This window comes from Phycisphaeraceae bacterium (genome assembly GCA_015709595.1).
Classification (GTDB): Bacteria; Planctomycetota; Phycisphaerae; order Phycisphaerales; family SM1A02; genus CAADGA01.
The window spans coordinates 538,131-551,908 of sequence record CP054178.1 but is presented as its reverse complement, the minus strand read 5'-3'; the positions used below and the strand labels follow the sequence as shown (position 1 = coordinate 551,908).

11 protein-coding genes are annotated in these 13,778 nt (G+C 67.1%); 6 read left to right on the top strand and 5 right to left on the bottom strand.

Annotation, left to right across the window (positions count from 1 at the left end; translation table 11 throughout):
- Positions 1–26: 26 nt before the first annotated feature.
- Both HRU76_02430 and HRU76_02425 read right to left on the bottom strand, forming a co-directional pair.
- On the bottom strand, positions 27–1,019 hold the full coding sequence (locus HRU76_02430; protein ID QOJ16515.1) for a magnesium transporter: 993 nt from the start codon (positions 1,017–1,019) through the stop codon (positions 27–29).
- A gap of 179 nt (positions 1,020–1,198) precedes the next feature.
- Complete coding sequence (locus HRU76_02425) at positions 1,199–2,116, bottom strand: ABC transporter substrate-binding protein (protein QOJ16514.1); 918 nt, start codon at positions 2,114–2,116, stop codon at positions 1,199–1,201.
- Positions 2,117–2,316: 200 nt separating this feature from the next.
- Between HRU76_02425 and HRU76_02420 the strand changes: the two genes are divergently transcribed.
- The 5 genes from HRU76_02420 to HRU76_02400 all read left to right on the top strand — a co-directional run bounded on the left by HRU76_02420 (position 2,317) and on the right by HRU76_02400 (position 8,666).
- Entirely contained in the window at positions 2,317–3,594 is a 1,278-nt protein-coding gene (locus HRU76_02420) for a PQQ-like beta-propeller repeat protein (protein QOJ16513.1), read from the top strand.
- 88 nt (positions 3,595–3,682) lie between these two features.
- Positions 3,683–5,494, top strand: coding sequence for an aspartate--tRNA ligase (gene aspS, locus HRU76_02415; GenBank protein ID QOJ16512.1), 1,812 nt, complete (start codon positions 3,683–3,685; stop codon positions 5,492–5,494).
- A 146-nt stretch (positions 5,495–5,640) separates the two neighbouring features.
- Complete coding sequence (locus HRU76_02410; protein ID QOJ16511.1) at positions 5,641–6,771, top strand: beta-lactamase family protein; 1,131 nt, start codon at positions 5,641–5,643, stop codon at positions 6,769–6,771.
- 3 nt (positions 6,772–6,774) lie between these two features.
- Positions 6,775–7,713, top strand: coding sequence for a hypothetical protein (locus tag HRU76_02405; protein ID QOJ16510.1), 939 nt, complete (start codon positions 6,775–6,777; stop codon positions 7,711–7,713).
- Positions 7,714–7,766: 53 nt separating this feature from the next.
- Complete coding sequence (locus HRU76_02400; protein ID QOJ16509.1) at positions 7,767–8,666, top strand: hypothetical protein; 900 nt, start codon at positions 7,767–7,769, stop codon at positions 8,664–8,666.
- Between the two features lie 91 nt (positions 8,667–8,757).
- On the opposite strand, the gene HRU76_02395 is transcribed toward HRU76_02400, so the two are convergent.
- Together HRU76_02395 and HRU76_02390 are read right to left on the bottom strand one after the other, a co-directional pair.
- Entirely contained in the window at positions 8,758–10,149 is a 1,392-nt protein-coding gene (locus tag HRU76_02395) for an ABC transporter permease (protein QOJ16508.1), read from the bottom strand.
- 82 nt (positions 10,150–10,231) lie between these two features.
- A complete protein-coding gene (locus tag HRU76_02390) occupies positions 10,232–11,185 on the bottom strand; it encodes an ABC transporter ATP-binding protein (GenBank protein ID QOJ16507.1) in 954 nt (317 codons plus the stop codon).
- Between the two features lie 143 nt (positions 11,186–11,328).
- Here HRU76_02390 and HRU76_02385 point away from each other — a divergent pair, with 143 nt between their 5' ends.
- A complete protein-coding gene (locus tag HRU76_02385; GenBank protein QOJ16506.1) occupies positions 11,329–12,414 on the top strand; it encodes a potassium channel protein in 1,086 nt (361 codons plus the stop codon).
- Positions 12,415–12,492: 78 nt separating this feature from the next.
- Here HRU76_02385 and HRU76_02380 read toward each other — a convergent pair whose 3' ends face one another.
- On the bottom strand, positions 12,493–13,683 hold the full coding sequence (locus HRU76_02380) for a beta-lactamase family protein (GenBank protein QOJ16505.1): 1,191 nt from the start codon (positions 13,681–13,683) through the stop codon (positions 12,493–12,495).
- Between the last annotated feature and the right edge of the window lie 95 nt (positions 13,684–13,778).

The window sequence follows — 13,778 nt, the reverse complement described above, 5'->3', positions numbered from 1 at the left end:
TCGGGCTGGGATCGGTGGCGCATCCGCTACAGCAGCCACCACGTGCCCAACCCGAGGTAGGTGGTGAGGGCAAGGATATCCGCCAGCACCAGCACCAGCGGACCGGAGGCGAGTCTCGGGTCCAGCCGCGCCGCGTGCAGGAGAACCGGCACCAGCGCGCCTTCCATGGCGGCGAAGACCATGGTCGCGGCGATGCTCAGTCCGATCACGCCCACGGGGGCCACGCTTCCGCCTCGCACCCACAGCAGGGCCACCGTGCTCACCATGATCGCGCTGGCGACGCCCAGCAGCAGCGAGGTCTTCCATTCCCGGTTCAGCCGCTGACGCACCTGCTTCCAGGGCACATCTCGGCCGTGCATGAACTGCAGCGACATGGTCATTGACTGAATGGAGATGGACTCGGACAGCGTGAGAACCAGGGGGATGAACATGGAGAGGACGACGACCTTCGCCAGCACGTCGTCGAAGGCCGCCCCGATCGCCGCGCAGATCAGCCCACCAGCGATGTTGGCCGTGAGCCAGGGCATGCGGAGCCGGAAGCCGAGAATCGCCTTGGCGTGACGCGCCTGCTCCAGCGAAACGCCCATGAGCTGGAAGAGGTCGTCGCGACGGCGCGACTCCGCCAGGTCGAAGGTCTCATCGGCGTAGAGCTGCACGTCCACCACGCCCAGCAGCCGTCCGTCGGCATCCACCACCGGCAGGGCCAGAAGGCGATGCATGGCGAAGAGCTCCAGCGCCAGTTCCAGCGTCATGTCGGCGTTGATGCTGATGACGGCGCCGATCATCACGTCTCGGATGGCCCTGGTGGGCTCCTCGAGCAGCAGCGTGCGCGTGGGCACCACCCCGACGAGCCGATTGTCACCGTCCACCACGTAGAAGTACACGACGGTCTGGCCGATCTTCCTCGACCGCAGCGAGCGGATGGCGTCCGCGATCGTGAGATCCGCCTGAATGGTCGTCTCCACCGGCTTCACATGCCGGGAGACGGGCTGGCTGAGCGTGGCGGCGTCGCGAATCATGACGGCGGACGATAGGCGACGTGATGGATTCGTCCATCTGGCGCGCGGCTTGCGCGGCGCGATTACTGCCGGAATCGACAACGTCTTTGGTGGCGCAGGCGTCTCGCCTGCAAGCGCCCTTCTCGACGCCATGGCGGGGAACGCACGCAAGCGCGAGCGTTTGCGCTCCCGTCCGGGTTTCAGCACTTCGACGCGATTGCATCGACCACCGGAAAGTCCGGCGGCGACACGTCCGGACGATCATTCAGCCAGCCCACCAGCCACTCGAAGGCGTCCACCAACCGCGGGCCGGGGCGGTTGAACATCTGGTTGCCATCCACCAGCGCCACATGGCCGGACCGCACCGCGGTCAGGTCATTCCACCACCACTGCCGCATGAGTGCGGGAAGTTCGCGGCGGATGGCGTTCAGGTCGTAGCCGCAGGGACACACGATGAGGCGGTCCGGCGAGGACGCGACCAGTTCCTCCGGCGTCACCCGGCGCGACTTGACGCCAGGCGGGTTGAGAGAGTGCCGCCCGCCGGCGTCGCGGATCAGGCCGGGGGTCCAGTGTCCGCCGACGTACAGCGGGTCCATCCACTCCAGAAACGCGACTTCCGGCCCATCGAGGTATGCGTTCACGTGGTCGCGGGCTTCCCAGTATCGGCCGCGCAGGGCCACCATCGCGTCGCGGGCCGAGTCCTGCAGGCCGGCGGCTTCGCCCACGCGAAGCAGATCGTCAAAAACGTCCTCCAGCGTGCGTGGATCGAGCGAAAGCACGCGCGGCGGCGGGTCGATGGACCCCGCCACCATTCGCACGGTGTTCAGGTCGATCGAGCAGACTTCGCACAAGTCCTGTGTGAGGATGAGATCGGGCCTGAGGGCCTTGAGACGCTCGACATCCAGCGAGTACAGCGACTGTCCCGCGGCCAGCGACGCGCTGACCTGCGCGTCGATTTCGGTGCTGGTCGCGGCGTGCGTGCGCTGGCCGGTCAGAACCGGTCGATCGGTGATGGAAGGAGGCCAGTCGCACTCGTGGGAGCGTCCGACCAGCAGGCGCTCCCCGCCCGCGGCGACAAGCAGTTCAGTGGCGGAAGGGAGAAGCGAAATGATGCGCATGCCTCGCAGGATAGGGCGTCGACGAGTGCGGCGCGTCATCGCAGGGCTGGCCGCGGTGATTGCGGGCGGCCGATCCGTGCGCCGATTGCGCCGTCGGGTTGAAAACAGCCGACGCGTGAATCCGGGAATCGGCGGGAGTCGAAAGCACCCGGATTCCCGTCGCCGGGGGCGGGTGGTCTCATGGACGAAGGATGATGACGATGCGACGGTCAACACGGCGCCAGTGCCGGTTCGGTTCTCCGGCCCTCCTCGCACTGCTGGTCGGGTTTCAGGTGGATGCCGTCGGCGACCAGTGGCCCCAGTGGCGAGGCCCCACGCGCGACGGGCAATGGAACGGTCCCACGTGGCCCGAGCGTCTCACGCCCGCTGAGCCCGGCGCCACGGCGGCCCTGCGGCTCGCCTGGCGGGCCGGCGACCTGGGTCCGAGCTACACGGGTCCGATCGTGAGCGACTATTTCATCTACACCGTCGAAACCCGCGACAAGAAAGCGGAGGTGGTCACCTGCTTCGATCGGTCCACCGGAGAACGGGTGTGGAGCACCGAATGGGAAGGCGCCATGGCCGTGCCCTTCTTCGCGGCGCGCAATGGCTCATGGGTTCGATCGACTCCGGCGCTGGATGGCGATCGTCTGTACGTGGGCGGGATGCGCGACGTGCTCTGCTGCCTCGACGCCCGCACCGGCGTCATTCTCTGGCGGGCCGACTTCATGGAGCGGTATCGAACGCCGCTCCCGGCGTTCGGATTCGTCTCATCGCCCCTGATCGATGGCGACGCGGTCTACGTTCAGGCCGGCGCTTCCGTGGTCAAACTGGACAAGATGACCGGAGAAACGATCTGGCGATCGCTGGTGGACGAAGGCGGCATGAACGGCAGCGCCTTTGCGTCTCCCATCATGGCGGAACTGTGCGGGGTGAGGCAACTCGTGGTCCAGAGCCGCACCCAACTGGCGGGCATCGACCCGCGATCTGGCGACGTGCTCTGGAGCGCGGAGATTCGCGCCTTCCGGGGGATGAACATCCTGACGCCGATCGTCGATGGCGACACGATCTTCACCGCCACGTATGGCGGGCGCGCCCAGTTGTTGCGCATCGTCAAGGGCGAGAAGGTCTGGGCGGTTGAGCGCGTCTGGGACAACGGCGCTCAGGGGTACATGACCTCCCCGGTGCTCATTGCGGGTCACGTGTATTACTTCACCCGCAGCAACCGCTTCACATGCCTTGAACTTGCCACGGGGACCATCAAGTGGACGAGCGGTCCCACCGGCGACGAATACTGGTCGCTGATCGCTCAGGGCGACCGGATTCTGGCGCTGAGCCAGGACGGCGACCTGTCCCTGATCCGGGCGAATCCCGAGAAGTTCGAGATCATCGACCGGGCGGAGCTCACGAACGCGGAAACATGGGCGCATCTGGCCGTCGCGGGGAGACAGGTGATTGTCCGCGAGCAGGAGGGGTTGTCCGTCTATTCCTGGGACTGATGACGGCCCCGGACGAGTGAACGCTTCTCATTCCCTTCGCGTGCCCCGCCGCTAGGATTCCCGCCCACACGGACAGGAATCCCCGCTCATGCAACTGAAGCGCACGCACACCTGCGGTCAACTCCGCACGAATCACGTCGGACAAGCCGTCACGTTGAACGGATGGGTGAACACCTACCGCGATCAGGGCAAGGGACTGGTGTTCATCGACCTGCGCGACTTCGCGGGACTGACGCAGGTGGTCTTTCACGCCGAGGACGTGAGCGAGCAGACCATGCAGGAGGCGCGGTCGCTTCGGCGCGAGGACGTGATCGCCGTGCGAGGCGAGGTGCGCCGGCGCGAAGCCGGCGCTAACCCGCGGCTGGCCACGGGCGAGGTGGAGCTGGTGGCGAAGGAGCTCGAGGTGCTCACCCGCACCGACACGCCGCCCATCCTGCCCGACGAGCATGACGCCGAGAAGATCGCGGAGGAGACGCGCCTGACCTACCGCTACCTCGACCTGCGCCGGGCGCGCATGCAGCACATCCTGCGGACGCGCCACCGCGTCACCAAGGTGACGCGCGATTTCTTCGATCGCCACGGCTTCATCGAGGTGGAGACGCCGATCCTCATCAAGACCACGCCCGAAGGCGCGCGGGACTTCATCGTCCCCTCGCGCCACCTGCCGGGCATGTGGTACGCCCTGCCGCAGAGCCCCCAGATTTACAAGCAGATTCTCATGATGTCGGGCTGCGACCGGTATATGCAGATCTGCAAGTGCTTCCGGGATGAAGACCCGCGAGCCGACCGTCAGGCCGAGTTCAGCCAGATCGATCTCGAGATGTCCTTCGTCACGCGCGAAGACATCTTCGCCATCATGAGCGACTTCATGCGCCACCTGTTCAAGGAGGTGGTGGACGCCGCCATCTCCGACATTCCCGTGATGTCCTACGCCGAGGCCATGGCCCGCTACGGCACCGACAAGCCGGACCTGCGCTTCGATCTTGAGATCGCGGACGTGTCGGACCTGGCGGTCAGGACGGAGTTCCGGGTCTTCCTGGATGCGCTGGCCAAGCCGGGCGGCGTGGTGCGCGCCATGCGCGTTCCCGGCTCAGCGTCCGGGGGGGGTGCGGAGAAACTCACCCGCAAACTGACCGACGGCTACAGCGAACTCGTCAAGTCCTACAAGGCGGGAGGAGTGCCTGTCGTCAAGTACACGGGCGGCTCGGCAACCGGGGGCTTTGAAACCGGCATCGCCCGCTTCGTCGAGCCCATTGCCGCGGAACTCGTGAAGCGCCTGAATCTGGCGCCCGGGGATGTCGTTCTGTTCACCGCCGACACCGAGCGCGTGGCGTCCGTCGCCATGGGGCACGTGCGCAACCGCGTGGCGCGCGACCTGGGGCTGATCCGCACCGGCGAGTGGAGGATGCTCTGGGTGACCGACTTCCCCATGTTCCAGCGGGACGAGGAGGCCGGCCGCTGGGTGTCGGAGCATCACCCCTTCGTCATGCCGCGCCCCGATCAACTGCATCTGCTGGAATCCGACCCCGGGCAGTGCGTGTCCACCAGTTATGACTTCGTCATCAACGGGTACGAATGCGCCAGCGGGTCGATCCGCATCCACCGGCAGGACATCCAATCGAAGGTGTTCGACATCCTCGGCCTGTCGCGCGACGAGGCGAAGCGCAAGTTCGGCTTCCTGCTTGATGCGCTGCGCTACGGCGCGCCGCCGCACGGCGGGCTGGCCTTCGGGCTGGACCGCATCGTCATGCTCATGGTGGGCACGGAGAACATCCGCGACGTGATCGCCTTCCCCAAGACGGCCATCGGGCAGGATCTGATGGCCGAGGCGCCGAGCGTGGCCGACCCGGACCAGTTGGAGGAGCTGCACATCCGCGTGGAGCTGCCGGCGGCGGTGTGAACGCCCTGAAGTTTGAAACACGGGGGCCACCGAGAGTCGCGGAGGGGTGGACAGTGATATCTGGCGATTGGACGACTGGGTGAACGGGCGAGCGTGTCGGGATCGGTGAGACGAGCGGGGGGTGGAGCGTTCGGAGGACTCGGACCATGCGCGTGATGGAGCGTCGGCTGCTGGTGGTCGCGCTCGCCTCGCTCGCGTTCACCGCGCGGGCGGGCGACGTCATCGACATTGGCCCCGTGCTTGAGCCGATCCGCGCCAAGCACGAGCAGCCCGCCATGGCCGCGGCAGTGGTGCGGGGCGGCGAAACCATCGCCCGCGGCGCCGTCGGGCTGCGCCGACGCAATACTGAATCCGCCCCGGTCCAGATCGACGACCGATTCCATATCGGCTCCTGCACCAAGGCGTTCACCTCCACGCTGGTCGCCATGTTCATCGAGGAGGGGAAACTCGACTGGTCCACGACCATCGTGGACATTCTGCCCGAGCTCAAAGGCGTGGTTCACCCTGCGTACGAGGCCGTCACGCTGGAAATGCTTCTCACCCACCGCGCGGGGGTGATGGCCTTCACGCGCAACGGGCCGACCGAAAGCCAGGTCGCCGGTCGTCTCGAAGGCACGCCCGCGGAGCAGCGGCGTGCGTTCATCGAACGGCTTCTCAAGCAGCCGCCTTTGCATGAAGTGGGCACGAAGTACGAGTACTCCAACGCGGGTTACACCATCGTCGCGGCGATGCTGGAGCGGCTCACCGGCCAGTCATGGGAAGACCTCATCCGCGAGCGCATCTTCAAACCGCTGGACATGAATCGGAGCGGCTTCGGACTCCCCGGCTCGCGCGAGCGGCAGGAGACGCCCGACCAGCCGTGGGGCCACTTCGCCATGAGCAATGGTCTGGCGCCGATCGCGCCGGACCCGCGCGTGAATCTGCCTCCCGTGCTCCAACCCGGCGGCGACATTCACGCGACGATCGAGGACTTCGCCAGGTTCGTCGCCCTGCACCTCAAGGGCCTGCGCGGCGAGGACACGAAACTGCTCAAGGCCGCAACCATCAAGCGGCTGCATCAGCCCGCGCTCAACGACTACGCCATGGGGTGGTTCTCCTCGGGGCAGTTCGGCACGCCCGGCACGGCCCACAACGGCAGCGCGGGCATGTTCTTTGCGTGGATGTGGGTCTTCCCCGAAGATGATCTGGCCATCGTCGTCTGCTCCAACGCGGGCACGGGCGAGCAGGCGGGGCTGGAGGCGGTGAAGAAACTCCGCGAGCACGTCCTGAAGGACTGACGCATGGACGACGGTTCCGGACGCCAGCATGCATCGCGCCGGTCCGCCGCGGGCCGGGTGCACCCGATCCGCGTCATCCGGCGGGGAGAAGTCGTGCCCCCGCCCCGCCCCGGCGTACGCCATGTGCGCGTGTTCACCATCGGGCTGGTGGTGGCCGATGACGACCTGCGCCGTCGCGTCGATCACTTGTTCTACTGGCCGATGATCATCCTGGCGCTGGCGATCCTGCCCCTGCTGGCGTGGGAGCTGCTCTGGCCGCCGGAGCCGGGCACATGGCAATGGTGGGCGAGCGCGGCGTCGATCGCCGTCATCTGGGCGGCCTTCTTCATCGAGTTCGCCATCAAGGTGGCCATCGCGGAATGCCGCGTCGAGTATTGCCGTCGCAACTGGCTCGACATCGTCGTCCTCTGTCTACCCCTGCTGCGGCCCATCCGGGTCGCCGCGCTGGCGCGCACCAGCCGCGTCTTTGCGTTGCGTGGCGTGGGGATGAAGCTGCTCCGCTACGTCGTGACGCTGCTGATCGGTCTGGAGGCGACCGATCGTTTCCGACGGCGGCTGGGCGTCAAGCCGGCCCGAGACCGACGCGACCCGATGCAGATGACGCGCGACGAGCTGATTCGTGAGGTCCGGCGCACCCGCGCGCTCATCGACCGGTGGGAGCGCTGGCACGCCTCGCTGGTTGAGCACCTGAGCATTCACGCGCCTGGCGAGGTCGCGCCCCCGCCGCCAGAGACTCTGGATGACGCCCTGCCGGATTCGTCGGACACCGGCGATGCGGGAATCACGCGTGTTTCAACCACGTTGCTGTCCGCCGCCGACCATGCGGCTTCAGCGTCTCCCGACGCACCCACCTTGGCCGGTGAACCCCCGCAGCCCGCGCCTATCGGTCCAGACGGGATATCCCCGCAGGCCCGTCCCGGCGACCCCGCGGGGGTGCAATAGCCGTCAGGTCCATTCGTTGTCCGAGCGGTCACTCTCCCGATGGAGGAATCGACATGCCACGAGGCGTCCTGCTGCTCTCCATCTGTCTGGCCACGTCGCTGGCGTCATTTGGCGCATCATCTGGTCAGGATTCCCCGCCCGCATCCTCTCGGACGGATCCCCCCGCCCAGCGCGAGCGGAACAAGTCCGATGACGCCTCTGCCACCCGCGATGGAGGCATTCTCGGCGGGCCGGAGGTCATCGAGGACGCCCGAGGCGGCTCGCCCTTCGACCGTCGAGGCGATCGACGCCCCCAGGAGCCCCCCATCCCGCCCGAGCGCTGGTTGCGGATGCTCTTCGCCTTCGAACTCTCCGAGGATCAACGGGGGAATTTGCAGCGACTGCTCGCGGACTTCCGCGATCGGCAGGCCGCTTTCCGCGAGGAGCATGGCGAGCGATTGCGCCGGCTGGACCGCCTCCGGCGCGAGGCCGAGCAGTCCCGCCGACCTCTCGACCCCGACCTGGTCGCCGAGAGTCAGCGACTCATGTCCGCCATGCCCCGGCTGGAATCGGTGCAGGAGCAGGCGTGGAAACTGCTGACGGAGGAGCAGCAGTCGCGCTTCAAGACCATGCTGGCCGAAGAGGCCGCCCGAGTCATGGCCGAGCGCGCCGCCCGGGAGCGAGGGTCACGCGCGGGAGGCCAGGCGATGCAGGGCGATCAGCCCATGCGCGGCGAGACCATGCAATCGGATCCGACCATGCGGAATGCCGGTGAGCCGATGGCGCCCGGCCAGCCGGCGCGGCAGCCCGCTGCGCCCGACGTGCGTCGACCGGGATCGGAGAACTCGGGATTGGATGAGGCCGGTGAGCGCCGCCTGCGATTTCTTCGATCCCGTCAGAAGTCGCGCCAGCCGGGGCTGCCGCCGGAGCGGGAGGATTTCGAGTTCCGGTTCGACGACCGAAGCGACCGCTGAGTTGCGGCCATTCCTCACGCACTGGCGTGGGTATGCGTTCAACCGCCGCCACGCTGGCGTCGTTCGCGGTCGCGCCGACGCTCACCATTGCTTACGCCGTCTCCCACCTGCGGGCGAAGACTCGGCTCAGAATCAGGCACGCCGCCCCCATTGCAGCAAGGATGCCCACCTGCGGCGCGATGGACGCCAAGGATGACGCCACAGTCGCGCCGGGATCGTCGTTCCAGAACACCTTCAGAAAGCCATCCAGCGCGTGGCCGTTGAACGTGAATCGTCCGGCGGCCTTCATGGCCTCGGGCATGAACATGCGGGGAATCATGCTTCCGCCCACCGCCGACATGATGAGAATGATGATCGTCGAAAGCCCGCTCAACTGCGCCCGGCTGCGGCTGAGGGTGGCCAGCACCAGGCCGAAGGCGCTGGCGGCGGCGGCGGTGATCAGCGCCATCATGACAAACCCCGTCAGCCGCGTGGGCGTGAAGAGTTCCAACCCGAAGAGCAGCGCGCCCCAGATGAACATGATCGACACCTGCATGAAGCCGATCAGCGTGAAGAACAGCCACTTGCTGACAAGCAGGCCCGTCATGGTGGAGCGGCCGGTGAGCAGGCGGTCGAGCACGCCGGCCTCCTGCTCCTCCAGCAGCGACCCGGCCGCGCCGGCCATGGAAAACAGCAGGAACATGACGCCGATGCCCGCGGCGTAATAGGGAATCATGGATGGCGATTCCTTCGCGGCGTCATCGGCGCGCACGTTGAGGGATTCGACGCGGATGAGTCCCTCGAAGCCGGCCGTGGGCGATTGGCGATCGGCCGCCGGCTTGTCGCCTCCGGTGGCTGGCGGCTCGTCCCTCACGCCTTCCATGTCGTTCCACGCCTGCTCGCCTCGCAGGAAGGGCCGCAGTTGGTCAATCGCCTGCCGCTGCTGCTCGGTGAGTCCGCCGCCGAATTGGTCGAGAGCGCCCAGCCCTCGCTCCATCAGGATGTCCGGCGCGGCGCGGAAGGCCGCCGCCTGCATCAACCCGCTGACGGCGAACTGCGCGATGGGGTCGGCGGGGTCGTAGATGAGTTGCACGCTCGCTCCGCCAGCTCCCTGCGAGGCGGCGGCGAAGTCGCCGAAGCCGTCGCCGAAGCCGGGCGGGATGATGACCGCCGCGGGCACGGCGCCGGAGCGGACGCGCTGACGGGCCGTGTCGCGGGTGTACCGCGCTGGGGATGGGTTCTCGTGCGTCGCGCGCGGCGCGGTGTGGATGGCCAGCCCGTCCGTCCGCGTGAGCGTGTCGATGAAGCGGCGGGCGACCTCGGTGCCATCCTCATCGACCACGATGACATCAATCGCGTTGTCGCCTCCCACGCCGCCGCCGCTCATGCCCGCGAAGATGGACGCGAAGATCGAAAAAAAGATGATCGGCAGCACGAATGTCAGCCCCAGCGCCACGTGGTCGCGCTTGAGATTGAGCCAGTTGATGCGGAGAAGGGTGTTCATTGATGGGTTGTGTCGAGGTTGGGGGCGAGCATTCCCGAGGGTTCTGTGACGCAGGCGAGACGCCTGCGCCGCTGGGAAAGGGTCACTCCCGCAGTTCGCGTCCGGTGAGGTGGATGAAGACCGCCTGGAGGGTGGGTGTGTCGATGTGAACGTCTTCCACGCGGCAGCCGCGCTCGGCCAGCCGCGTGAGAATCGCAGGCAGCTCCGCCGCCACGTTGCCCATGCGCCCGACAGCGCGCGGACCATCAAAAGTGAAGTCATTGAGCGACACGTCGCTCGCGGCGCGGTCGAGCGTGATCGTCACGCGACGCTCGCGTCCGATGGTGGCGGCGATCAACGACTCCACGGTACCCTCGGCCACGACCTTGCCGTGGTCGATGATGACGATGCGGTCGCAGACGCGTTCGACCTCATCAAGCTGATGAGAGGTGAGCAGAATCGAGGCCCCGTCGTTCCGCAGCTGGGCGAGCATCTGCCAGATGCGCTCGCGGCTTTGCGGATCGACGCCAACGGTCGGCTCATCCAACAGGATCACCTGCGGCCTGTGAAGGATGGAGCAACCGATGTTCAGCCGCCGCTTCATGCCCCCCGAGAATGTGCCGGCCCGGTCGCGCGCCCGGTCGGCCAGTCCGGCGAAGTCCAGGGCCCATGTCACGCGCTCGGCGAGCGCCGCGCCGGCCAGACCCGCCAGTGAGCCGAACACCTCCAGGTTCTCACGCGCGGTGAGAAGAGGGTAGATGGCGATCTCCTGGGGCACGACGCCAAGCCGCGCCCGGGCGTCGGCGGGCGACGCGGAAGGTCGGTCGTCTCTCGCCGCGCCCTCACCAGCGACGCAGGCATCGAGAAGCATGATGGCGCCGCCATCCAGCCGAACGCGCCCAGCGATGGCCTTGACGAGCGTGGATTTGCCCGCTCCGTTGGGGCCGAGCAGGCCCAGCCATTCGCCGCGCTGCAGATGGAAGGAGGCGCCCGTCAGGGCCGGCGTGCGGCCGTAGTGCTTGCGAGCGTCCGTGACGGTGAGTGCGGCGGTGCTCATGCGTGGATTGTACGGAATCAAGCGTCCCGCCTGTTGCGCGAGTCGATGATGACTCGACGCGACCCCCCAACCGGTACGAGCGCGGTATCCTCGGTCGTCCGTCCCGCCGTCGCGTCTCCCGCGAGGCCGTCCTCGGAACCCCTGTGCCCGTCACCCCATTCGATCATCTCGCCCTGGCGCATCCCCGCCGCAATCGGTGGCGGCTGCGGGTGTGGCGTGAGTGGTGCTTCCTGCGCGTGCTGGGGCGGCATTTCGCGGTGCGGGCGATCATCATGCTGGCGGTGCTCAACGGCGGAGCGCTGCTCTTCAAGACGCTCGGCCCCGAGCGGGACATGCCCTACCTCAAGGCCCTGTGGTCGGCGTGGCTGCTGATCTTCGCCGAGACCCCGCCCTATGACTTCCCTGACTCGCTGGTGCTCGACCTGATGTATTTCGTCATGCCGATTCTCGGGCTGACGGTGATCATCGAGGGCATCATCGACTTCGCCCTCGTCCTGCGCGACCGGAAGCGGTCGGAACGGAGCTGGTGCGTGATGATGGCTTCGCAACTGCGCAATCACATCGTGCTCGTGGGGTTCGGCAAGCTCGGCTACAGCACGTACCTGCTGCTGCGACGGCTGGGCGAAAGCGTGGTCGTCGTCGAGCGCGACCCGAACAACCAGTTCTTCGAGGAACTGCGGCGCGACGGCGTGCCGCTGCTGATCGGCGACGCCCGTCGCGACGTGCTGCTGGGGGACGCCAACATCGCCCACGCCAAGAGCATCATCGTGGCCACCAACGATGACCTGGCCAACCTGGAAGTCGCGCTGGACGCGCGTCGGATCAACCCCCGGATCCGCGTGGTGCTGCGCATGTTCGACCAGAACATGGCCAACAAGGTGGGCGAGGGATTCAACATCCACCAGTCGATGTCGCAGTCGGCGGTGTCGGCGCCGGCCTTCGCCATGTCGGCGGTGGAGCCGTCGATCATCCATTCGTTCATCGTGGGGGATGACCTGGTGGTGCTGCAGCGATGGGATGTGAGGCCCGGCGGGCCGCTGATGGGAATGACGATCGCCGACATCATGGCCCGCCACGGGGTGTCAATCGTGAAACTGCGGCGCGGGCCAAGCGAGGCGGCGCTGTTCCCGCCGCCCGCGACGACGATCCACGAAGGGGATTCTCTGCTCGTGCAGGGACCCTACGAGGTGCTGCGGCGGCTGGCGGAGTACGCCACGGCGATGAGTTGAGGGGAAGGGATGAGGGAAGGAGTGAGGTGTGAGCCGCCAGGGAGTGGGTGGCGCGATGCTCCGGTTCGCGCGTCGATCTCACGCCTCCTGCTTGAGCGGCTGCTTGTCGCCGGTCCCGGTGTCTTGTGATTCGTCGCGTGCGGCTTTCGTCGCCTCCACCACGGCCCGCAGCAGGTCGCGTGTGAGCGCGCCAAGTTCGGCGTGTTCCGAGTTGCTCATCAGCACGATTGCGGCCCCCAGTTCCGGACAGAGGAGCATGTTGGTGCGCGTCTTCTCCTGCGACCCGCTGTGGCCGACGAGCCGCATGCCATCCAGTACGCCGACGGTGAAGCCCAGTCCGTAGCCGGTCTCCGCCCCGTCGCGTGTGCGCTGTCGCGTCCACATTCGCTCACGCACGGGCGCTGGCACGATCGAATCATCCATCAGCCCCGCGGCCAGCCGGGCCAGATCCTCGACGGAGGAGATCCACCCGCCGCCGCCCAGTTTCCAGCTCACATCGGTGTTGGTGGACTGGACGGCTTCGCCCTGCCGGTTCGTGCGATACCCGACGGCCCGATGTGGAATGTCCTCCCACTGGTAGTCAGGCCGCAGCGTGCTCATGCCCAGCGGCCGGGCGATGCGCTTTCGCACGAGTTCGGCGTAGGGCGTGTTCGTGGCCCGCTCGACCACGGCCGCCAGCAGCATGTAGCCGTGCGTGGTGTACGAGTGCTTCGTGCCCGGTTCGCAGACGAGGGGTGATTCCTTGAACGTGTCGAGCGAAAGGATGGTGTCCTTGTACGGGTTCGCCACGTCGTACTCGCGCCTGGTGCGGATGACCGGCCCGTTGGAGTAATGGACGACGCCGCCCTGATGCGTGAGCAGCTGCCGCGCGGTGATGGTCCACGGCTTCTCGGGAAACTCGGGCACGTAAGTCCGTATGTCGGCATCAAGGTCGAGTCTTCCATCTTCCGCCGCGAGCATGGCCACGATGGCGGTGAGCGGCTTGGAGATCGAGGCCCAGCGGTACATGGTGTCCCTGGAGGAGGCGATGCCGTTCTCGCGATCCTCGTGACCGAAGTGGAGCGTGCCCGCGACCTTGCCGTCCATCACCACGCCCGCGGAAAGCCCGACCAGCCCCTGCTTCTCGATCTCCTGTTCGAGGCGCTCGATCAGGCGCGGGGCGAGCCCGTCGGGCAGATTGAGCGCGGGCTGGGCCTCGGCGCTGGCGCCAACGATGACGGCCAGCACGGTCAACAAGGCGAACACGTGTCGGCGAAGGGGATCGTGCATAGGCGACTCTCCTCAAACTGGCGGATTGCACCGCTGAACGAACGCGGGCATAATACCGAAGAATGACCCCGAACGCGGAGAGGAAGTGGTTTCCG